This window comes from Streptomyces sp. NPDC056160 (assembly GCF_042268205.1).
In the GTDB taxonomy this organism is placed as follows: domain Bacteria; phylum Actinomycetota; class Actinomycetes; order Streptomycetales; family Streptomycetaceae; genus Streptomyces.
Genome location: NZ_JBHJUW010000001.1, coordinates 129,639 through 149,796 on the forward strand (window position 1 = coordinate 129,639; position 20,158 = coordinate 149,796).

At 71.3% G+C, this 20,158-nt stretch carries 14 protein-coding genes and 4 tRNA genes; 8 read left to right on the plus strand and 10 right to left on the minus strand.

The features are described 5' to 3' along the window. Positions 1 to 100: 100 nt before the first annotated feature. Positions 101 to 1,630: an amidophosphoribosyltransferase gene (gene purF / locus ACFC02_RS00640; RefSeq protein WP_376350184.1), complete on the plus strand. Its 1,530-nt coding sequence runs from the start codon at positions 101 to 103 to the stop codon at positions 1,628 to 1,630. 44 nt (positions 1,631 to 1,674) lie between these two features. Continuing rightward, entirely contained in the window at positions 1,675 to 2,739 is a 1,065-nt protein-coding gene (gene purM, locus ACFC02_RS00645; RefSeq protein ID WP_376350186.1) for a phosphoribosylformylglycinamidine cyclo-ligase, read from the plus strand. A gap of 107 nt (positions 2,740 to 2,846) precedes the next feature. Here purM and ACFC02_RS00650 read toward each other — a convergent pair whose 3' ends face one another. Both ACFC02_RS00650 and ACFC02_RS00655 read right to left on the minus strand, forming a co-directional pair. Continuing rightward, on the minus strand, positions 2,847 to 3,098 hold the full coding sequence (locus tag ACFC02_RS00650; protein ID WP_360978662.1) for a DUF3073 domain-containing protein: 252 nt from the start codon (positions 3,096 to 3,098) through the stop codon (positions 2,847 to 2,849). A 307-nt stretch (positions 3,099 to 3,405) separates the two neighbouring features. After that, positions 3,406 to 4,506 carry a Leu/Phe/Val dehydrogenase gene (locus ACFC02_RS00655; RefSeq protein WP_376350189.1) on the minus strand — a complete coding sequence of 367 codons (1,101 nt, stop codon included), beginning with the start codon at positions 4,504 to 4,506 and terminating at the stop codon, positions 3,406 to 3,408. A 232-nt stretch (positions 4,507 to 4,738) separates the two neighbouring features. On the opposite strand from ACFC02_RS00655, the gene ACFC02_RS00660 reads away from it, so the two are divergent. Both ACFC02_RS00660 and bldC read left to right on the plus strand, forming a co-directional pair. Then, the gene (locus ACFC02_RS00660; protein WP_376350192.1) at positions 4,739 to 5,662 is read left to right on the plus strand and encodes a hypothetical protein; all 924 of its coding nucleotides are present in this window, start codon (positions 4,739 to 4,741) and stop codon (positions 5,660 to 5,662) included. A 554-nt stretch (positions 5,663 to 6,216) separates the two neighbouring features. Beyond that, entirely contained in the window at positions 6,217 to 6,423 is a 207-nt protein-coding gene (gene bldC, locus ACFC02_RS00665) for a developmental transcriptional regulator BldC (protein ID WP_003949541.1), read from the plus strand. 465 nt (positions 6,424 to 6,888) lie between these two features. Here the strand turns inward: bldC and ACFC02_RS00670 are convergent, their stop codons facing one another. The 8 genes from ACFC02_RS00670 to ACFC02_RS00705 all read right to left on the minus strand — a co-directional run bounded on the left by ACFC02_RS00670 (position 6,889) and on the right by ACFC02_RS00705 (position 14,612). Then, positions 6,889 to 7,182: a DUF6274 family protein gene (locus tag ACFC02_RS00670; protein ID WP_376350195.1), complete on the minus strand. Its 294-nt coding sequence runs from the start codon at positions 7,180 to 7,182 to the stop codon at positions 6,889 to 6,891. Between the two features lie 386 nt (positions 7,183 to 7,568). After that, positions 7,569 to 7,643: transfer RNA gene (locus ACFC02_RS00675), tRNA-Asp, on the minus strand. A 126-nt stretch (positions 7,644 to 7,769) separates the two neighbouring features. Then, positions 7,770 to 11,723, minus strand: a complete 3,954-nt coding sequence (hrpA, locus tag ACFC02_RS00680) for an ATP-dependent RNA helicase HrpA (RefSeq protein ID WP_376350198.1) — start codon at positions 11,721 to 11,723, stop codon at positions 7,770 to 7,772. A gap of 134 nt (positions 11,724 to 11,857) precedes the next feature. Beyond that, positions 11,858 to 12,526 carry a histone deacetylase gene (locus ACFC02_RS00685; protein WP_376350269.1) on the minus strand — a complete coding sequence of 223 codons (669 nt, stop codon included), beginning with the start codon at positions 12,524 to 12,526 and terminating at the stop codon, positions 11,858 to 11,860. An 81-nt stretch (positions 12,527 to 12,607) separates the two neighbouring features. Beyond that, positions 12,608 to 12,681: transfer RNA gene (locus ACFC02_RS00690), tRNA-Phe, on the minus strand. Positions 12,682 to 12,705: 24 nt separating this feature from the next. Then, positions 12,706 to 12,780, minus strand: a tRNA-Asp gene (locus ACFC02_RS00695). 50 nt (positions 12,781 to 12,830) lie between these two features. Continuing rightward, positions 12,831 to 12,903: transfer RNA gene (locus ACFC02_RS00700), tRNA-Glu, on the minus strand. Between the two features lie 80 nt (positions 12,904 to 12,983). Further along, positions 12,984 to 14,612, minus strand: a complete 1,629-nt coding sequence (locus tag ACFC02_RS00705) for a metallophosphoesterase (protein ID WP_376350200.1) — start codon at positions 14,610 to 14,612, stop codon at positions 12,984 to 12,986. A 237-nt stretch (positions 14,613 to 14,849) separates the two neighbouring features. Here ACFC02_RS00705 and ACFC02_RS00710 point away from each other — a divergent pair, with 237 nt between their 5' ends. The 4 genes from ACFC02_RS00710 (at position 14,850) to ACFC02_RS00725 (ending at position 20,109) form a co-directional block, all read left to right on the plus strand. Next, on the plus strand, positions 14,850 to 15,200 hold the full coding sequence (locus ACFC02_RS00710) for a metallopeptidase family protein (protein ID WP_376350203.1): 351 nt from the start codon (positions 14,850 to 14,852) through the stop codon (positions 15,198 to 15,200). 82 nt (positions 15,201 to 15,282) lie between these two features. Continuing rightward, positions 15,283 to 15,831 carry a hypothetical protein gene (locus ACFC02_RS00715; RefSeq protein WP_376350205.1) on the plus strand — a complete coding sequence of 183 codons (549 nt, stop codon included), beginning with the start codon at positions 15,283 to 15,285 and terminating at the stop codon, positions 15,829 to 15,831. A gap of 294 nt (positions 15,832 to 16,125) precedes the next feature. After that, positions 16,126 to 18,405, plus strand: coding sequence for a DEAD/DEAH box helicase (locus ACFC02_RS00720; protein ID WP_376350208.1), 2,280 nt, complete (start codon positions 16,126 to 16,128; stop codon positions 18,403 to 18,405). Positions 18,406 to 18,540: 135 nt separating this feature from the next. After that, a complete protein-coding gene (locus ACFC02_RS00725; RefSeq protein WP_376350211.1) occupies positions 18,541 to 20,109 on the plus strand; it encodes an amino acid permease in 1,569 nt (522 codons plus the stop codon). Positions 20,110 to 20,158 lie beyond the last annotated feature (49 nt).

A 20,158-nucleotide genomic window follows, 5' to 3' on the forward strand; every position in this document is an offset into this window, starting at 1 on the left:
AGAGTTCGGAGATCGTCGCGGACAAGTGACGTGGCGGCTCCGGGATTTTTTGACATTCCCCAATTCGGACCAGTGGTCGACCTCGCCTACACTCGGTGGCGTGCCACGTGGTGACGGTCGACTCAATCACGATCTGCTCCCCGGCGAGAAAGGCCCCCAGGACGCGTGCGGCGTCTTCGGTGTCTGGGCTCCGGGCGAAGAGGTCGCAAAGCTCACGTACTTCGGGCTCTACGCCCTCCAGCATCGGGGCCAGGAATCCGCGGGTATCGCGGTCAGCAACGGCTCCCAGATCCTCGTCTTCAAGGACATGGGCCTCGTCTCCCAGGTCTTCGACGAGACCTCGCTCGGTTCGCTCCAGGGTCACATCGCGGTCGGTCACGCCCGCTACTCGACCACCGGCGCCTCCGTGTGGGAGAACGCCCAGCCGACGTTCCGCGCCACCGCGCACGGTTCGATCGCGCTCGGCCACAACGGCAACCTGGTCAACACGGCGCAGCTCGCCGAGATGGTCGCCGAACTGCCCAAGGACACCAACGGCCGCTCGACCCGGGTGGCGGCCACCAACGACACCGACCTGCTGACGGCCCTGCTGGCCGCCCAGGTCGACGCCGACGGCAAGCCGCTGACCATCGAGGAGGCGGCCCGCGCCATCCTCCCGCAGGTCAAGGGCGCCTTCAGCCTCGTCTTCATGGACGAGCACACCCTGTACGCCGCCCGTGACCCGCAGGGCATCCGCCCGCTGGTCCTCGGCCGGCTGGAACGCGGCTGGGTGGTCGCCTCCGAGTCCGCGGCGCTCGACATCTGCGGCGCCAGCTTCGTGCGCGAGATCGAGCCGGGCGAGTTCGTCGCCGTCGACGAGAACGGCCTGCGCAGTTCGCGATTCGCGGAAGCGAAGCCCAAGGGCTGTGTCTTCGAGTACGTCTACCTGGCCCGCCCCGACACCGACATCGCCGGGCGGAACGTCTACCTCTCCCGCGTGGAGATGGGCCGCAAGCTCGCGAAGGAGGCCCCGGCCGAGGCCGACCTCGTCATAGCGACCCCGGAGTCCGGCACCCCCGCCGCCATCGGGTACGCGGAGGCTTCCGGCATCCCCTTCGGCAGCGGCCTGGTCAAGAACGCGTACGTCGGACGTACGTTCATCCAGCCCTCGCAGACCATCCGCCAGCTCGGGATCCGGCTGAAGCTGAACCCGCTGAAGGAGGTCATCAAGGGCAAGCGCCTGGTCGTCGTCGACGACTCCATCGTCCGCGGCAACACCCAGCGCGCCCTGGTGCGCATGCTCCGCGAGGCCGGGGCCGCCGAGGTCCACATCCGGATCTCCTCGCCGCCCGTGAAGTGGCCGTGCTTCTTCGGCATCGACTTCGCCACCCGCGCCGAGCTGATCGCCAACGGCATGAGCATCGACGAGATCGGCACCTCGCTGGGCGCCGACTCGCTGGCGTACATCTCCATCGACGGCATGATCGAGGCGACCACGATCGCCAAGCCGAACCTGTGCCGTGCCTGCTTCGACGGCGAGTACCCGATGGAACTCCCCGACCCGGAGCTGCTCGGCAAGCAGCTGCTGGAGACCGAGCTGGCCGCAGGGCCCGCCGCCACGGCCGCGGCCGACGCCATCCGTCGTCCGTAGGCAGCCCGTCACCCCCGCAGTACGACACGAAAGTTCTCATCGTCATGTCTGAGACAACCGGTGCCAGCTACGCAGCGGCGGGCGTCGACATCGAAGCGGGCGACCGCGCCGTCGAGCTGATGAAGGAGTGGGTGAAGAAGACGCAGCGCCCCGAGGTCCTCGGCGGCCTCGGCGGCTTCGCCGGCCTCTTCGACGCCTCCGCCCTCAAGCGCTACGAGCGTCCCCTGCTCGCCTCCGCCACCGACGGCGTCGGCACCAAGGTCGACCTCGCCCGCCGGCTGGGTGTGTACGACACCATCGGCCACGACCTGGTCGCCATGGTCATGGACGACATCGTGGTCTGCGGTGCCGAACCGCTGTTCATGACCGACTACATCTGCGTCGGCAAGGTGCACCCCGAGCGGGTCGCCGCCATCGTCAAGGGCATCGCGGAGGGCTGCGTCCTGGCCGGCTGCGCCCTGGTGGGCGGCGAGACCGCCGAGCACCCCGGTCTGCTCGGCGAGGACGACTTCGACGTCGCCGGCGCCGGTACGGGCGTCGTGGAGGCCGACCGGCTGCTCGGCCCGGACCGCATCCGCGAGGGCGACGCGGTGATCGCCCTGGCGTCCTCCGGTCTTCACTCCAACGGGTACTCGCTGGTGCGGCACGTGCTGCTGGACCGGGCGGGTCTGTCCCTGGACGAGCACATCGAGGACTTCGGCCGCACCCTCGGTGAGGAGCTGCTGGAGCCGACCAAGATCTACTCGCTGGACTGCCTGGCGCTGACCCGCACCACCGAGGTCCACGCCTTCAGCCACGTCACCGGCGGCGGGCTCGCCGCCAACCTGGCCCGGGTCATCCCGGACGGCCTGCACGCCGTGGTCGACCGGACCACCTGGACCCCGGCGCCGGTCTTCGACCTGGTCGGCCGGAGCGGGAACGTGGAGCGACTGGAGCTGGAGAAGACCCTCAACATGGGCGTAGGCATGATCGCGATCGTGCCGCAGGAGTCGGCCGACGCGGCCCTCACCACGCTGGCCGACCGCGGGGTCGACGCCTGGGTCGCCGGTGAGATCACCGCCCGGGGCGAGCACACCACGGGAGCGGCTCTGGTGGGCGACCACGCGTGAGCGGCGGGTGAACACAGCACGAAACCCGGTCCGGCGCTGGAAGCACCGGACCGGGTGAAGTGGAGAACCCTGCGACGCGCGTGGGACGGCAGAGCCGACCGTGGGTCTCAGGCGCCGCGACGGTGTTGCGAGGAGTCGTCCTGCTCGTCCTCGTCGTCGTCCTCATAGAGGTCGGCGTACCGTGCGTACAGGTCGTCGTCTTGCTCATCGTCCTCGAAATGGTCGCCGTTGGTCGGCGACGGATTCGACGTCGATGCGCCCAGCTCCTCGGCCAGGCGTGAGAGGTCAGTCCCACCGCTGTTGTACTTCAGCTGGCGGGCGACCTTCGTCTGCTTGGCCTTGGCCCGGCCGCGCCCCATGGCTCGACCCCCTCAACGACGGGGCTCAACGGCCCCAGAGTCTGACACGCGTTCATGTTCCGGCACGGGCTCTCCGCAGAGAGACCGGTCCGTAGGGCTTCCACGGTACCTGAGCCCGCGGCCATACGGTACGTCGCCCGCAGGACGCGCGTCCGCCCAGAACCTTCGAGGCGCCCCGTCCTCGCTGGTCAGTGGCGATTTTAACCACTTATCGGCGGGCGACCCGCCGGTGGAAGTGAGAGTTCTCTCCAACTGTCCACCGGCAGGTACCGGTCAAACGTGCGACGAGAGGCGCCGGCGCGCCGCCTCACCGCGTGTGCGCGGGGCGCGCCTCCGCCATCCGCTGCTCGGCGATCCGGTCGGCCGCGGCGGCCGGCGGAATCCCGTCTTCCTTCGCACGTGCGAAGATCGCGAGCGTGGTGTCGAAGATCTTCGCGGCCTTCGCCCTGCACCGGTCGAAGTCGAAGCCGTGCAGCTCGTCGGCGACCTGGATGACACCGCCGGCGTTCACCACGTAGTCCGGCGCGTAGAGGATCCCGCGGTCGGCGAGGTCCTTCTCGACGCCGGGGTGGGCGAGCTGGTTGTTGGCCGCTCCGCACACCACCCGGGCGGTCAGCACCGGCACGGTCGCGTCGTTCAGGGCGCCGCCGAGCGCGCAGGGGGCGTAGACGTCGAGCCCCTCGACGCGGATCAGGGCGTCGGTGTCGGCGACCCGGCGCACGGCGGGGTGCGCGGCGACGACACGGTCCACGGCCTCGCTCCGCACGTCCGTGATCACGACCTCGGCGCCCTCGTCCAGCAGGTGCCGCACCAGGTGGTGCCCGACCTTGCCCACCCCCGCGACGCCGACCGTGCGCCCGCGCAGCGTGGGGTCGCCCCACAGGTGCTGGGCCGAGGCCCGCATGCCCTGGTAGACACCGAAGGCGGTCAGCACGGAGGAGTCTCCCGCCCCGCCGTTCTCGGGGGAGCGGCCGGTGGTCCAGCGGCACTCGCGCGCCACGACGTCCATGTCGGCCACGTACGTGCCGACGTCGCACGCGGTGACGTAGCGGCCGCCGAGCGAGGCGACGCACCGCCCGTAGGCGAGCAGCAGCTCCTCGGACTTGATCAGCTCCGGGTCGCCGATGATCACGGCCTTGCCGCCGCCGTGGTCCAGACCGGCCATGGCGTTCTTGTACGACATCCCGCGGGCGAGGTTCAGCGCGTCGGCGACGGCCTCCTGCTCGCTCGCGTACGGGTAGAAGCGGGTACCGCCGAGCGCGGGCCCCAGGGCGGTGGAGTGGAGGGCGATGACGGCCTTGAGGCCGCTGGCGCGGTCCTGACAGAGCACGACCTGTTCATGGCCGCCCTGCTCCGAGCGGAACAGGGTGTGCAGTACGTCAGCGTGCGCGCCGGTTACGTCGGTCACGGTGGTGACTCCCAGGTAAGTAGCGGCGGGTGGTGGGGCGTCCCCGTGCGGGTGGCGGGGGCCGTGGCAGGAGACTAGACCCTGACCGTGCCCACCAGAGGGGCAGTGGTCCGGATCACCCTCCCAAGGAGTACCTTCCCGCCCGGGCGTGGGACGATTTGCAGTGGTTTTCCGTCCGTCCGGGCGCGGGCCGGGCGGGTTTCGGCCCCGGCCCGGTGGGGAGGGAGCAGGCGTGCCCAAGGTGTCCTCCGTGGTCGTCCCGTACCCGACCTATCTGCGCGTCTACGAGCCGCTGGCCGCCTTCCCCGAGCCGGAGCGCAGCCACTGGGCGCGCTACGCCCGCCGCCCCGGCCGTCCCTCGTACCAGGACGAACTGCGACGCTCGCTGGCCGACCTGCTGCCCACCCCGCCGGTGGCGGTGCCGGTGCACGAGAGCAGGGACGCGTTCGTGCTGGATGTCGACGGAGTGGTCTGCGTCTGCCCCTGGCGCACCCGGCTGCGCGGCTGGCAGGCACTGGACGAGCTCGCCGAGGAGCTGCCGGCGGTGGTCCTGGACGCGGTGCTGCCCCCGCTCGTACGGCGCCAGGCCGCCCAGGACTACGAGCGCTGGCTGGCCCGCAACCCCGACGCCCGGCCCTGGATCCGCACGGCGACCTGGCAGGTGCCGCTGAACTGGTTCGTCCTGGTCTCCGACGAGGAGCGGGAGTACGTCAAGGGGGTCGGGGCCGCGGCGGCCGGTGCGGCCCCGAAGGCCGCCGGGGACGCCGGCGCGGGGGACGGGTTCGCCGCGCCGGGCGACTTCGGGGACGAGCTTCCCTCGCTGCGGTACCGCACGCCGATGGTGCAGGCCAGGCGGCGGGTGGCGCGGGCGCTGCGGGCGCTGCGGGACGCCGTCGACGAGGGGCCGCTGATCGACGGCCTGGTGGACGTCGGCCGCTGGCTGGAGGAGTTCCACCCGCGCTCCCTGGTGGAGCTGGACTACGGCGGCCTGGTGCACGTCCTTCCGGCCGGTGAGCTGGAGGGCGATCATTCGGCGGCCGACGTGGCCGAGGGGATCGAGGCGCTGCGCCGGGGGGACGGGACGGCCGCGGCGGAGGCCTACGGGCGGCTCGTGGAGCGCTGGCGCGCGGTGCGGGACCGGCGCTCGGCCAACTGACCCGGTGACCCGCTCGCTGACGATTCGTCACCGAGTGACCTGCATCACGGCTCGAACGGCGTCGAACAGCGTACGGTCAAGGGTCTTAAGCGGAGCTGATGGGACGTAGGGCCCGATCCGGGCGTTTGTGTCAAGGGTGATGGACTGCACTTAACAGACCCTTGCCTTGGTTGGCCCTCCTCATGCCAAAATAGGACAAGGAGTCCGGGGAGGGCTCCTTCCGCCCGCTTGTGCTCCGCCTTGGGCGGAATATCCGCATTGCACGCTTTGGGGGGTCTGGTGACTTCCTGATCACCCCGTGACTGATCGTCACAGTGGTGTGACTGTCCGCTATGGCATGGTCCATCGGCTTCCGTCGCTGATGAACACCTGGGAGGGCAATTCCATCGGTTTGGCCGACGCGGCTGGACAGATGGTGTAGTTGTAGTGCCGAGGACAAGCCGTTCGTCCTATAACCGACTCGACTCGCGTCCGCCATTTCGGGCAACGCGGGTCAAGGTGCAGAATTTAGAGGAAAGAACCGAGAAGGTTCGGTTCTCCCGAGGAGGCCGCTCATGACCGCTCGCACCCCTGATGCCGAGCCGCTGCTGACCCCGGCTGAGGTCGCCACCATGTTCCGCGTCGACCCGAAGACGGTCACGCGCTGGGCGAAGGCCGGCAAGCTCACGTCGATCCGCACGCTCGGCGGGCACCGCCGCTACCGCGAGGCCGAGGTCCGCGCTCTGCTCGCGGGCATCCCGCAGCAGCGCAGCGAGGCCTGAACAACTTCATAACCGGACAAACCGGCTGGTCCCCCAACCAGTCAGGGCGTCCGGGCCCACAGCTCCAAGCGACGCGGGTCCTGCCCCAACAGGCCCCACGCCCAAGCCGTCAGAGCTCCGCAGGCAAGTGAACAGGGTGCGTCGTCGATCGCGCTGGACTCCGCCGGGTCCAGCGCGATCTTTTTTGTGCGGTCGGCGAGGTCCTGCGGGTGGGTCTGTGAGCGGCCTTGTCCGAGCCTGGGGAGGGGTGTCGGATCCTCTGTGGGCAGCGTCGGAGCTCGGTGCAATTGCACATATTAAATTGACTGCTTGTAGGAGGGGTGTAAGGAGAGCGGTTTCAGAAACTCGTGCGGTGACACCCGTCACATCGCGCGGAGCTTGTTGCGTGCCGTAACCGTGCGCTAAAGGAGGCTGTGGCTCCATCGGCCCCTGGGGGGACGGGAGTTCGGAAACCGGCCGGTGCGCTCACGTGGTCGAGGGCCGGTCGGGGTCGGCGGCTTCCAGCGCGCGGAGCGCTTCCGGCGGCTCCTGGTCGCCCAGTACCTGCAAGGCCGTCAGAGGGCCGCTGGGGGGCTCCTGTCCGGCTCCCGGGGGCTGCGGGGCGCCGGGAGCCGCGGCCGGCCGGGGCGTGCTCTCCATCGCCAGCCGAAGCAGGCGGTGGCAGGCGGGGCAGCGGCTGGTGAGATGGCCGTACGACGAGGCGGCCGCGAGGTGCGCGCGGAGCAGCGCCCGGGTCTCGTGCCTGGCCGATGCGGCCATACGCCACCTCCAGGGGGCCGCGGCGGAACGACCCTGCTTCTGAGGTACCGGCGGAATGTGACGCCGTCAAGGGACCGGGAAGCAGCCCTCGTGTACGGGAAAGGCCCGCGTCCGGAAACGGAGGCGGGCCCTCATCTGTGGTCCTGACGGGATTTGCTGTGTCCGACGGCGGCTGCCGCCGCGGGCGCGGCCTCCGGTATCGGGTGCCGTGATGCCGCATGGGGAAGGCCCGCATCCGTTTCCGAATGCGGGCCCTCATCTGCGGTCCTGACGGGATTTGCTGTGTCCGACGGCGGCTGCCGCCGCGGGCGCGGCCTCCGGTATCGGGGGCCGTGAAGCCGCATGGCAAAGGCCCGCATCCGTTTCCGAATGCGGGCCCTCATCTGCGGTCCTGACGGGATTTGAACCCGCGGCCTCCACCTTGACAGGGTGGCGAGCACTCCAAACTGCTCCACAGGACCTGGAGCCCCTCCCAGACCCTTGAGGCTCTGGGGGAGTTTCGCGGCGCTGATCTCGCGTTGCGCTGCGAGAAGAGACTGTACAGGAGGCGGGCCGCCGGGTCGAACTCACTCAGTGTGCAGGTCCCGTCACGGCGCCGCCGCGTCGATCGCCTTCACGATCCGCTTGTCGGAGACGGGGTACGCCGTGCCCAGCGCGTGCGCGAAGTAACTGACCCGCAGCTCCTCGATCATCCAGCGGATGTCCCGCACCTGCTGCGGCACCGGGCGGCCCTGCGGCATCTGCTCCAGCAGCCACGCGTACTCGTCGCGCATCTCCAGGACCTTCTCCATGCGCGTGGTGTCCCGCTGGACGTTGGTCGGCATCTGCTGGAGCCGGCGGTCCGCGGCGACCAGATAGCGCATCAGGTCCGGCAGCCGCCGTATGCCCGCCTCGGTGACGAAGCCCGGCCTCACCAGTGCGTCCAACTGCTGCCGCACGTCCGTCAGATTGGCCAGCAGCGCGGGGCTCCGTACGGCCTTCAGGCGGCGTTCACAGGCCTGCCAGGCGGCCAGCACCTGCTGCACCTGGCCCACGGTCCGTACGGTCAGGTCCACGATCTCGGACCGTACTTTGTCGTAGAGCTTGCGGTACGACTCCTCGTCCCAGGCCGGTCCGCCGAAGTCGGCGATCAGCCGGTCCGCCGCCGCCGTGGCGCAGTCGTCGAACAGGGCCTGGACGGAACCGTGCGGGTTGGCCGACAGACCGATCTTCTGCTGGTTCGTCAGCTTTTCGGACGCGAACTTCGCGGGGTTCACCGGGATGTTGCGCAGGATCAGCCGGCGCGTGCCCTTCCACATGGCCTCGGCCTGCTCGGCCTCGGTGTCGAAGAGCCGTACCGAGACGGTGTTCGCCGCCGGTCCGTCGTCCACCAGCGCCGGGTACGCCTTCACGGGCTGGCCGGCCCGGCGGGTCTCGAAGACCCGGGTGAGCGAACCGATCGTCCAGTCGGTCAGGCCGCCGCGCTCCAGCGACTCGCCGCCGGTGCGCTCGGCGGTCGCCGCGGCGGCCTGGGAGAGGGCCTTGCGCGCCTTCGGCTTCAGCCGCAGCTTCAGCGCGTCGAGGTCCTTGTCCTCGGCCAGCTTGCGGCGCCGCTCGTCGACGATCCGGAAGGTGATCTTCAGGTGGTCGGGGACCTTGGCCCAGTCGAAGTCCTCGGCCTCGAACGGCACCCCGACCATGCGCTTCAGCTCACGCGCCATCGTGACCGTCAGCGGCTCCTGGAGGGGCACGGCCCGCTCCAGGAACGCCTTCGCGTAGTTCGGCGCGGGGACGTAGTGGCGGCGGACCGGCTTGGGCAGCGAGCGGATCAGCTCGGTGACGACTTCCTCGCGCAGGCCCGGGATCTGCCAGTCGAAGCCCTCGTCGGTGACCTGGTTGAGGACCTGGAGCGGGACGTGGACGGTCACACCGTCGGCGTCGGCGCCCGGCTCGAACTGGTACGTCACCCGGAACTTCAGGTTCCGCTGCCGCCAGGAGTCCGGGTAGTCGTCCTTGGTGACCGCCTGGGCCGACTCCCGGACCAGCATCTCCCGCTCGAAGTCCAGGAAGTCGGGCTGCTCGTGCCGCTTGTGCTTCCACCAGGAGTCGAAGTGGGCTCCGGAGACGACGTGTTCGGGCACCCGCTGGTCGTAGAAGTCGAACAGCGTCTCGTCGTCCACGACGATGTCCCGGCGCCGGGCCCGGTGTTCCAGCTCCTCGACCTCGCTCAGCAGCCTGCGGTTGTCGGCGAAGAACTTGTGGTGCGTACGCCAGTCGCCCTCCACCAGGGCGTTGCGGATGAACAGCTCCCGGCTGGCCTCGGGGTCGATCCGGCCGTAGTTGACCTTCCGCTGCGCGACGATCGGCACGCCGTACAGCGTGACCTTCTCGTACGCCATCACCGCGGCCTGGTCCTTCTCCCAGTGCGGTTCGCTGTACGTCCGCTTCAGCAGGTGCCCGGCCAGCGGCTCGACCCACTCGGGCTCGATCTTGGCGTTGACCCGCGCCCACAGGCGGGACGTCTCGACGAGTTCGGCGGACATCACGAACCGGGGCGTCTTCTTGAACAGCGCCGAACCGGGGAAGATCGCGAACTTGGCGTTGCGGGCGCCCAGGTACTCGTTCTTGTTGCCGTCCTTCACGTCCTTCATGCCGATGTGCGAGAGCAGACCGGCCAGCAGGGAGACGTGGACGCGGTCGCCCGGGGCGTCCTCCTCGTCGAGGTGGATGCCCATCTGCTTGGCGACCGTGCGCAGCTGGGAGTAGATGTCCTGCCATTCGCGGATGCGCAGGAAGTTCAGGTACTCCTGCTTGCACATGCGGCGGAAGGACGACGAGCCGCGCTCCTTCTGCTGCTCGCGCAGGTAGCGCCAGAGGTTGAGGAAGGCGAGGAAGTCGCTGGTCTCGTCGCGGAAGCGGGCGTGCTGCTGGTCGGCCTGGGCCTGCTTGTCGGCGGGGCGCTCGCGCGGGTCCTGGATGGACAGCGCGGCGGCGATCACCATGACCTCGCGCGCGCAGCCGTTCTTGTCGGCCTCCAGGACCATCCGGGCCAGCCGGGGGTCCACGGGCAGCTGGGCGAGCTTGCGGCCCGTCGTCGTGAGCCGCTTGCGCGGGTCCTTCTGCTCCGGATCGAGCGCGCCCAGCTCCTGGAGGAGTTGCACACCGTCGCGGATGTTGCGGTGGTCCGGCGGGTCGATGAAGGGGAACTTCTCGATGTCGCCGAGGCCGGCCGCGGTCATCTGGAGGATCACGGAGGCGAGGTTGGTGCGCAGGATCTCGGCGTCGGTGAACTCCGGCCGGGCGAGGAAGTCGTCCTCGCTGTAGAGCCGGACGCAGATGCCGTCCGAGGTACGGCCGCAGCGGCCCTTGCGCTGGTTGGCGCTGGCCTGCGAGACCGGCTCGATGGGCAGCCGCTGCACCTTGGTGCGGTGGCTGTAGCGGGAGATCCGGGCGAAGCCGGGGTCGATGACGTACTTGATGCCGGGGACGGTCAGGGACGTCTCGGCGACGTTGGTCGCCAGCACGATCCGGCGGCCGGTGTGCGGCTGGAAGACCCGGTGCTGTTCGGCGTGGGAGAGCCGCGCGTACAGCGGCAGCACCTCGGTGAAGCGGTACTGCTTCTTGATCAGCGCGTCGGCGGTGTCGCGGATCTCGCGCTCGCCGGAGAGGAAGACCAGGATGTCGCCCCGGCCCTCGCCCATCAGTTCCTCGACGGCATCGGTGATCGCGGTGATCTGGTCCCGGTCGGCGTCCTCGGAATCCTCTTCGAGCAGCGGCCGGTAGCGCACCTCCACGGGATACGTACGGCCGCTGACCTCGACGATCGGCGCGTCGCCGAAGTGCCGGGAGAAACGCTCGGGGTCGATGGTCGCGGAGGTGATGACGACCTTCAGGTCCGGGCGCTTCGGCAGCAGCTGGGCCAGGTACCCGAGGAGGAAGTCGATGTTGAGGGACCGCTCGTGGGCCTCGTCGATGATGATCGTGTCGTAGGCACGCAGCTCGCGGTCGGTCTGGATCTCGGCGAGCAGGATGCCGTCCGTCATGAGCTTCACGAAGGTGGCGTCCGGGTCCACCTGGTCGGTGAAGCGCACCTTCCAGCCGACGGCCTCGCCGAGCGGCGTACTCAGCTCGTCGGCCACGCGCTCGGCGACGGTGCGGGCCGCGATCCGGCGGGGCTGGGTGTGCCCGATCATGCCGCGCACGCCCCGGCCCAGTTCCATGCAGATCTTCGGGATCTGCGTGGTCTTGCCGGACCCGGTCTCACCGGCGACGATGACGACCTGGTGGTCGCGGATGGCCGCCGCGATCTCGTCCTTCTTCTGGCTGACCGGCAGCTGCTCGGGGTAGGTGATCGCGGGCACACGGGAGCGCCGGTCGGCCATGCGCCGCGCGGCCTTGTCGGCCTCGCCCTCGATCTCGGCGAGGACGGCGGCGCGCGCCTGCGGCTTGCGGATCCTGCGCGCGCCTTCGAGCCTGCGCCCGAGCCGGTGCGCGTCACGCAGCGACAGCTCGGTCAGGCGGGCGGCCAGAGTGTCCAGGGCGGGGGCGGGGTGCGTAGACATACGCGTCCCAGGATCTCACCTCGGGCAAATCTCGCGCGAATGATTTGCCCGGCCGTGGCCGGAGAGGTCGCCGTGCCCGCGGGTCACGGGGGCGGCGGGACAACGAGCGGCTGGTCAGGGTGGCGGCGGGGAAGTCACAGCACGGTGCGCAGCACGTCCGCGACGGCCGGCTCGGTCCAGTGGCCCGTCGCACCGGGGCAGGCGGCGATGTACGAGGCGACCGCGTCCGCGTCCCAGGCGCCGGCCGACAGCAGCCCGCCGGCGAGGAGGCGGACGTAGGCGGCGGACGGCGGGTTCCAGGGCACGTCGCCGACGGCCCAGGGGGCGGTGAACGTGAGGACGGGCAGGCCGTCCGCCTGGCCCGCGCAGACGAGGGTCTCGTAGCGGCCCCGGCCCAGCACGGCCCGGCCGTGGGTGAGTGCTCCCGTCAGGTCGAGGCCTGCGCCGGGCTCCCGGTACATCTCCTGGGCGGCGATGTCGGAGAACTGCTCGGCCGACAGGAGGTGCGCCCGGGCCAGGACCCGGCCCCCGGCCCGGGGGTCGTAGAAGGCCCGGCCGCCGCCCCAGACCTGCGACTCGGTGGCGAAGTACAGGGTCCCGGTGAGTTCGACCGGGACCGATCGTGCGGGCATCCGGGGGTCGCGGCACCCCGGGGTGGCTCGGGCGGCTCCCGGCGGCTGCCCGCCGCGCAGGTAGCAGCCGAGCCGGTCGAGGTCCATGTTCGAGCCGTAGGAGGTGTACCAGACCTGCTCGGGGGCGGGGTCGGCCGGCAGCGTCGGGTCGATGGGGTGCAGGGCTTTCACGCCGGTCGGCTCCTCGCGCACGAAAGAACCCCTCTCCGATGAGACTCGGAGAGGGGCCCGGTGCCCTGGTGGGGGCGGTTGTGGCTGGGGCCGGGGTCGAACCGGCGACCTATCGCTTTTCAGGCGATCGCTCGTACCAACTGAGCTACCCAGCCACGAGGTTTCACGTGAAACCTCAGCGGTCCTGACGGGATTTGAACCCGCGGCCTCCACCTTGACAGGGTGGCGAGCACTCCAAACTGCTCCACAGGACCATGTGGCAGTGTGTGAACCGACGGTTGTCAGTCTTACACACCGTACTGCGTGCCCCCAACGGGATTCGAACCCGTGCTACCGCCTTGAAAGGGCGGCGTCCTAGGCCGCTAGACGATGAGGGCTATCGGCCCGCCTGGGCGCTTCTCAGCGCGTCGGGGACGTGAGAAGCATATGGGATGGCGGGGGGTATCGCCAAAACCGTTTACGAGCCGGAGGGGGAGGCGGCTGAGGACGGGGTCGAGGGGGAGCGGGGGGCGCCCGGGGACGGCGGCGACGGGGAGGGGGCGGCGCCCGGCCGGTTGTCCTCGGCGAGGTGGCGGCTGACCTCCGCCGTCGTCTGGCCCAGGCCGCCCAGCTTGATCGCGTCCCACGCCTGGAGACGGTGGCTGTCCCGGTCGACGTAGAGCACCGAGGCCTCGATGGGCGCCGGGTGCTCGTGTTCGACCGCGCGCAGTCCGCTGCCGCCCGTGGAGCCCTCCATGCGCAGACGGGTGCCGTACTTGAGGATCTCCGTGCCCTCGTGGTGCAGATGCCCGCACAGGACCAGCGGCACCGCGCCGTCGGTCTCCCGGGCCGCCACGGGTTCATGGGCGACGGCGATGTCCACGGGGGTGCCCCTGGACTGCTGGTCGCGCAGGGACGACGCCAGGCGGGCACCCGCCAGCCGTTCCGCCGCGTCGCCGCCGGGCACGGCCGAGCGGTCGGGGGTGAACTGCGGGTCGCCCACGCCGGCGAAGCGCAGGCCCGCCACCGTCTCGGCGTGGCCGTCGTCCAGGACGTGCACGTTCTTCATGCGTGCCAGATAGCGCTGGGTGGCCGGCGAGTCGTGGTTGCCGCGCACCCAGACGTAGGGCACGCCCAGGTCGCCCACCGGGTCCAGGAAGCCGTTCTCCGCCGCTGTGCCGTGGTCCATGGTGTCGCCGGAGTCGACGATCACGTCGACCTTGTACTGCTGCACGAGCGAGGCGATGATCTTCCAGCTCGCCGGGTTCAGGTGGATGTCGGAGACGTGCAGGACCCGGATGGTCGTCGGGTCCGGCTGGTAGGCGGGGAGCGTGGAGGTGACGTCGTACAGCTTGGTCACGTTCGTCACCAGGCGCGCCAGCTCCTTCTGGTAGACGTCGAACTCGGTGACGATGCTGCGCGCGTTGCCCACGAGTGAGGGCGCCGAGGAGAGCAGTCCGGAGAACCTCGGCTCCAGCACCGACTTCGGGTTCCAGGTGGCGTAGGCCGTGGCCCCGGACGCGGCGAGCAGGGTCAGGGCCAGCCCGCCGGCCGCCAGGGCGCGGCGCGGACGGCGGTAGACGGCGAGTCCCAGCGCGGTGGCGCCGGTGACCACCGCGACGCACGACCGCAGGGCCAGGTCCAGGGTGCCGTGTTCGACGTCGTGCACCACCTCGTCCTGGAGGCCGGAGAGCCGTTCGGGATGGTCGACCAGGGCCTGGGCGCGTTCCGGGTCGAGCTGGTCGACGTTCACGTCCAGCCGCACCGGTGCGGCATGGCTGTCCAGGCTCAGGGCGCCCAGCGGCGAGACGTCGATCTTCGTGCCGCCGTTCAGGGAGGGGCGCAGCGCCATCGTCGTGTTCACGGGTCCGACCGGGGCGCGGACGTTGCCGACGACCAGCAGGCCCAGCCAGGCGCCGGCGACCACCACGGCCACCATCCCGAGGGCGCGCAGCCAGGGGTGCGGCTCGGGGGTCAGGGTGAGGGAGCGCGCCCTGAGGCGGGCGCGGGGGGCGCGGGTGCGGGTGCGGGTGCTGTGGGTTCGGGCGGCGTTCCCGCGGCGCGGGAGTTTCAGGAGGTTCAGGTCGGCGAGGCGGACGCGAGCCATTGGGCGCGTATGCCCGCCTCCGGTGCCGGATATGCGCGTTCCGCGGGTGGGGCGGGCCGCGTTGTGGGGTGGGGCGGGCTGTGCCGGGGCGGGGGCGGCAGGGCGGTTGGACAGGGCGCCGGACCGGACCGGGCGCCGGACCGGACCGGGCGTCTGACGGACAGGGGTGGGGCGTCTGACGGACGGACCGCCGGACGAACAGGGCGTCTACCGGGCGGGGTGCCGGACAATGGGGTTGTGCTGGAGATGACGCGCGAGGAGTTCGAGGAACTGGTCGCCGAGGCCCTCGACCGGATCCCGCCGGAGCTGACGCGGCTGATGGACAACGTCGCGGTGTTCGTCGAGGACGAGCCGCCCGCCGACGATCCCGAGCTGCTCGGGCTGTACGAGGGCACCCCGCTGACCGAGCGCGGGGAGTGGTACGCGGGCGTGCTGCCGGACCGGATCACCGTCTACCGGGGGCCGACGCTGCGGATGTGCGCGAGCCGGGAGGACGTCGTCGCGGAGACCGAGGTGACGGTGGTGCACGAGATCGCCCACCACTTCGGGATCGGCGACGCCCGGCTGCACACCCTGGGCTACGGCTGAGGGCCGCCCGGGAGACCGGCGTGTCCTCTTGCGGGCGCGGGGAGTTGGGCACGGCGACTTCTCCCTCCCGGAGGTGGCCCCCGTGCGCCCCTTGTACGTATCCGTCCGTCTCGCCGCCGCACTCGCCGCACTCGCCGCGACCGCCGGGTGCGTGAGTGTGGGGGAGGACTCCGGTGGCGGGGCCCGGCCGTCGCACTCCGCCGGGCGCGGTGGCGGTGAGGTGCCCAACGGCGGCGCGGTGGTGTCCGGAGGTGTTGCGGCCAGGGCCGGTGCGGGCGGCGACGGCAAGCACGGGCACGGGAAGAAGGAGAAGGGCGACCGGAGCGGGACGCCGTCCGGGTCGGCCTCGCCGTCGGCGGCCCCGAGCGCGTCGGCCGCGGCGCCGCCCGGACCGGGCAGGCCGCCCCGGGCGGGCGAGCCGACGGCGACGGAGGTGGTGCCCGTGCCGCCGCAGACGTCCGCTCCGCCGCAGGAACCGCCGCCCCCGCCGCCGCCCCCGCCGCCCTCGCCGGACCCGACGGTGGCCGAGCCGTCGTCGTCGGCGCACGAGGGCCCGGGGCCGCAGCTCGAGCAGCGGGAGCCGGCGCCCGAACCGGGCGGGCTGCGCCGCCCCGGCCGGGCACGGACCTGATCCGCGCATGGACTCGGCGACGTACGGCCTGCCCTGTGACCTGGCCGGGCACGGCCAGGACCGCGGTCTGGACGTGCATGCCCTGACCTGCGCATACGGCCTCGGTTTGCCTTGAGGGGTGGGAAGTGCGTATGGTGGTAGATCGTTTGATCCCATTTGCCCGGCGCCCATACAGAGCGCGCCGTGTGGCGCGTACTCTCCCTTGCCGTGGCGGACCGCATCGAGGCGGTCGTGGTGCGAAACACGGAGTTGACGGGCGCGTGCCGAAGAGACTCCGGAAGGTTTCGCATTCGCATGTCCATTGCCAGTACTGATCACGTCGTCGTGCCCGAGAGCGCCGAGGACACCCCCGAGAACCCGCAGGTCCTGGACGGCCAGGAGACCCGGGAGGACGCCGGGGCGGCCGAGGACCGCACCGAGCAGGCCCCCGAGATCACCTTCGCCGACCTCGGCCTGCCCGAGGGCATCGTGCGCAAGCTCGCGCAGAACGGCGTGACCACCCCCTTCCCGATCCAGGCCGCGACCATCCCGGACGCCCTGGCCGGCAAGGACATCCTCGGCCGTGGCCGCACCGGCTCCGGCAAGACCCTCTCCTTCGGTCTGCCGACCCTGGCCACCCTGGCCGGCGGCCGCACCCAGAAGCACAAGCCGCGCGCCGTCATCCTCACCCCGACCCGCGAGCTGGCGATGCAGGTCGCCGACGCGCTCCAGCCCTACGGCGACGTCGTCGGCCTGAAGATGAAGGTCGTCTGCGGCGGCACGTCCATGGGCAACCAGATCTACGCCCTGGAGAAGGGCGTCGACATCCTCGTCGCCACCCCGGGCCGCCTGCGCGACATCATCAACCGCGGCGCCTGCTCCCTGGAGGACGTGCGGATCGCGGTCCTCGACGAGGCCGACCAGATGTCCGACCTGGGCTTCCTCCCCGAGGTCACCGAGCTGCTGGACCAGGTCCCGGCGGGCGGCCAGCGGATGCTGTTCTCCGCGACGATGGAGAACGAGATCAAGACCCTCGTCGACCGCTACCTGACCGACCCCGTCCACCACGAGGTGGACGCGGCGCAGGGCGCGGTGACGACCATGTCGCACCACATCCTGGTCGTGAAGCCCAAGGACAAGGCGCCGGTCACCGCCGCGATCGCCTCCCGCAAGGGCCGCACCATCATCTTCGTGCGCACCCAGCTCGGCGCCGACCGCGTGGCCGAGCAGCTGCGCGACGCCGGTGCGAAGGCCGACGCCCTGCACGGCGGCATGACCCAGGGCGCCCGCACCCGCACCCTGGCCGACTTCAAGGACGGGTACGTCAACGTCCTGGTCGCCACCGACGTCGCCGCGCGCGGCATCCACGTCGACGGCATCGACCTCGTGCTGAACGTCGACCCGGCCGGGGACCACAAGGACTACCTGCACCGCGCCGGCCGCACGGCCCGCGCGGGCCGCACGGGCACCGTGGTCTCCCTCTCCCTGCCGCACCAGCGGCGCCAGATCTTCCGCCTGATGGAGGACGCGGGCGTCGACGCCTCGCGCCACATCATCCAGGGCGGCGCGGCCTTCGATCCGGAGGTCGCCGAGATCACCGGCGCCCGTTCGATGACCGAGGTGCAGGCCGAGTCCGCGGGCAACGCCGCGCAGCAGGCCGAGCGCGAGGTCTCCCACCTCACCAAGCAGCTGGAGCGGGCGCAGCGGCGCGCGTCCGAGCTGCGCGACGAGGCCGACCGGCTGGTCGCCCGGGTCGCCCGCGAGCGCGGCGAGGACCCGGAGGCGGCGGTGGCCGAGGCGCAGGCGGCGGCCGAGCGGTCCGCCGAGGTGTCGGTGCCGGAGCAGCCCGCGGCGCAGGACGTCGACCGCGCGGAGCGGGGCGAGCGTGAGGAGCGTACGGCGGCTCCGTCGTCGTACGACCGCCGTGAGCGGCGCGACGAGCGGGGTGACCGTGGTGACCGCGGTGGCTTCCGCCGGGACGACCGCGGTGAGCGTTCCTTCGACCGTGACCGTGACCGGGACCGTGGTGGCCGTTCGTTCGAGCGGCGTGACGACCGGGGCGGTTTCCGCCGCGACGACCGCGACCGTTCCTTCGACCGGGGCGACCGGGGCGACCGGAGCGAGCGCGGTGACCGTGGTGACCGCGGTGGCTTCCGCCGGGACGACCGCGGCGGCCGTTCCTTCGACCGCGACCGTGGTGACCGCGGTGGCTTCCGCCGGGACGACCGCGGTGAGCGTTCCTTCGACCGCGACCGGGACCGGGACCGTGGTGGCCGTTCGTTCGAGCGGCGTGACGACCGGGGCGGTTTCCGCCGCGACGACCGCGACCGCGACCGCGCTCCCCGCTCCTTCGACCGCCGTGACGACCGTCGTGACGACCGCGGTGGCTTCCGCCGTGACGACCGTCCGGCGCGGCGCGACGAGCGCGGCGGGCACCGCGGCAGCGACCGTCCGTTCAACCGTGACCGCCAGGGCGACCGTCCCGGCTTCCGTACCGGCGGCCACGAGCGCCCCTACGGCCGCCGCGACGACCACCGCGGTGGCGGCTCCTTCGGCCGCCGCGAGGACAAGCCGCGCTGGAAGCGCAACGGCTGACGGCGCAACGGCTGACCGCAACGGCTGACAGCTTGTGAGCTGACTCGAGAGGGCCCGTACGACACCGGTCGTACGGGCCCTTTCGGCTTGCCGGGTGATGCATGTCACACCCCCGGTGTGGGAATTGCTGGGGGCATGACAGATGACGACGCCAGAGCGTCAGAGCCGGCGCCAGGGGCCGGCGGCCCCTCGGACGAGGAGCGGCTGGCCCAGCTCGGCTACACGCAGGTCCTCGCCCGCCGCATGTCGGCGTTCGCCAACTACGCGGTCTCCTTCACGATCATCTCCGTCCTGTCCGGCTGTCTGACGCTGTACCTCTTCGGGATGAACACCGGCGGCCCCGCCGTGATCACCTGGGGCTGGGTGGGCGTGGGCCTGATGACCCTGTTCGTCGGCCTGTCGATGGCCGAGATCTGCTCGGCCTACCCGACCTCCGCCGGCCTGTACTTCTGGGCCCACCGCCTGGCGCCGCCGCGCTCGGCCGCCGCCTGGGCCTGGTTCACGGGCTGGTTCAACGTGCTGGGCCAGGTGGCGGTGACAGCCGGCATCGACTTCGGCGCCGCGTCCTTCCTGGGCGCCTATCTGAACCTCCAGTTCGGCTTCGGGGTCACCCCCGGCCGGACCGTCCTCCTCTTCACGGCGATCCTGCTCCTGCACGGCCTGCTGAACACCTTCGGCGTGCGCATCGTCGCCTTCCTCAACAGCGTCAGCGTGTGGTGGCACGTGCTCGGCGTCGCCGTGATCGTCGCCGCGCTGGCCTTCGTGCCGGACCACCACCGCTCGACGTCCTTCGTCTTCACCCACTACGTGGACAACACGGGCTGGGGCAGCGGCGTGTACGTCGTCCTGCTCGGTCTGCTGATGGCCCAGTACACCTTCACCGGCTACGACGCCTCCGCCCACATGACGGAGGAGACCCGCGACGCGTCCACGGCCGGCCCGAAGGGCATCGTCCGCTCCATCTGGACCTCCTGGATAGCGGGCTTCGTCCTGCTGCTCGGCTTCACCTACGCCATCCAGGACTACGGCCGAGAGCTGAACTCCCCGACCGGCGCCCCGCCCGCCCAGATCCTCCTGGACGCCCTCGGCGCGAGCGCGGGCAAACTGCTGCTGCTCGTGGTGATCGGCGCGCAACTCTTCTGCGGGATGGCCTCGGTGACGGCCAACAGCCGCATGATCTACGCCTTCTCCCGCGACGGCGCGCTGCCCTTCTCCCGCCTGTGGCACACGGTCGGCCCGCGCACCCGCACCCCCGTGGCAGCCGTGTGGCTGGCCGCGCTCGGCGCCCTGGTCCTCGGCCTGCCCTACCTGATCAACGAGACCGCGTACGCCGCCGTGACGTCGATCGCGGTGATCGGCCTCTACATCGCCTACGTCATCCCCACGCTGCTGCGGGTACGCAAGGGCGACGCCTTCGAGCGGGGCCCCTGGCACCTGGGGCGCTGGTCGCGGCCGATCGGGATCGTGGCGGTGCTCTGGGTCGGCGTGATCACGGTCCTCTTCATGCTCCCCCAGGTCTCCCCGGTCACCTGGCAGACCTTCAACTACGCCCCGGTCGCCGTCCTGGTCGTCCTCGGCTCCGCCGCGCTCTGGTGGCTCGTCTCGGCCCGCCACTGGTTCCTCGACCCGTCCCACGGCCACCACGGCGGCCACCAGGACACCGGCACCCCCGCCACCCCGGCACCACCCGCGGGCCGGGCGTGAGACGCCATACGGTCCCGGGCCGGCCGCCACCGGCGCCCGTACGGCGCAG

Bases quoted from the DNA above. Each gene is read 5' to 3' on its own strand.
- ACFC02_RS00725 (WP_376350211.1), top strand. From the start codon at position 18,541: ATGACAGATGACGACGCCAGAGCGTCAGAGCCGGCGCCAGGGGCCGGC.
- bldC (WP_003949541.1), top strand. From the start codon at position 6,217: ATGACCGCTCGCACCCCTGATGCCGAGCCGCTGCTGACCCCGGCTGAG.
- ACFC02_RS00705 (WP_376350200.1), bottom strand. From the start codon at position 14,612: ATGGCTCGCGTCCGCCTCGCCGACCTGAACCTCCTGAAACTCCCGCGC.
- ACFC02_RS00720 (WP_376350208.1), top strand. From the start codon at position 16,126: ATGTCCATTGCCAGTACTGATCACGTCGTCGTGCCCGAGAGCGCCGAG.
- hrpA (WP_376350198.1), bottom strand. From the start codon at position 11,723: ATGTCTACGCACCCCGCCCCCGCCCTGGACACTCTGGCCGCCCGCCTG.
- ACFC02_RS00650 (WP_360978662.1), bottom strand. From the start codon at position 3,098: ATGGGGCGCGGCCGGGCCAAGGCCAAGCAGACGAAGGTCGCCCGCCAG.
- ACFC02_RS00670 (WP_376350195.1), bottom strand. From the start codon at position 7,182: ATGGCCGCATCGGCCAGGCACGAGACCCGGGCGCTGCTCCGCGCGCAC.
- purM (WP_376350186.1), top strand. From the start codon at position 1,675: ATGTCTGAGACAACCGGTGCCAGCTACGCAGCGGCGGGCGTCGACATC.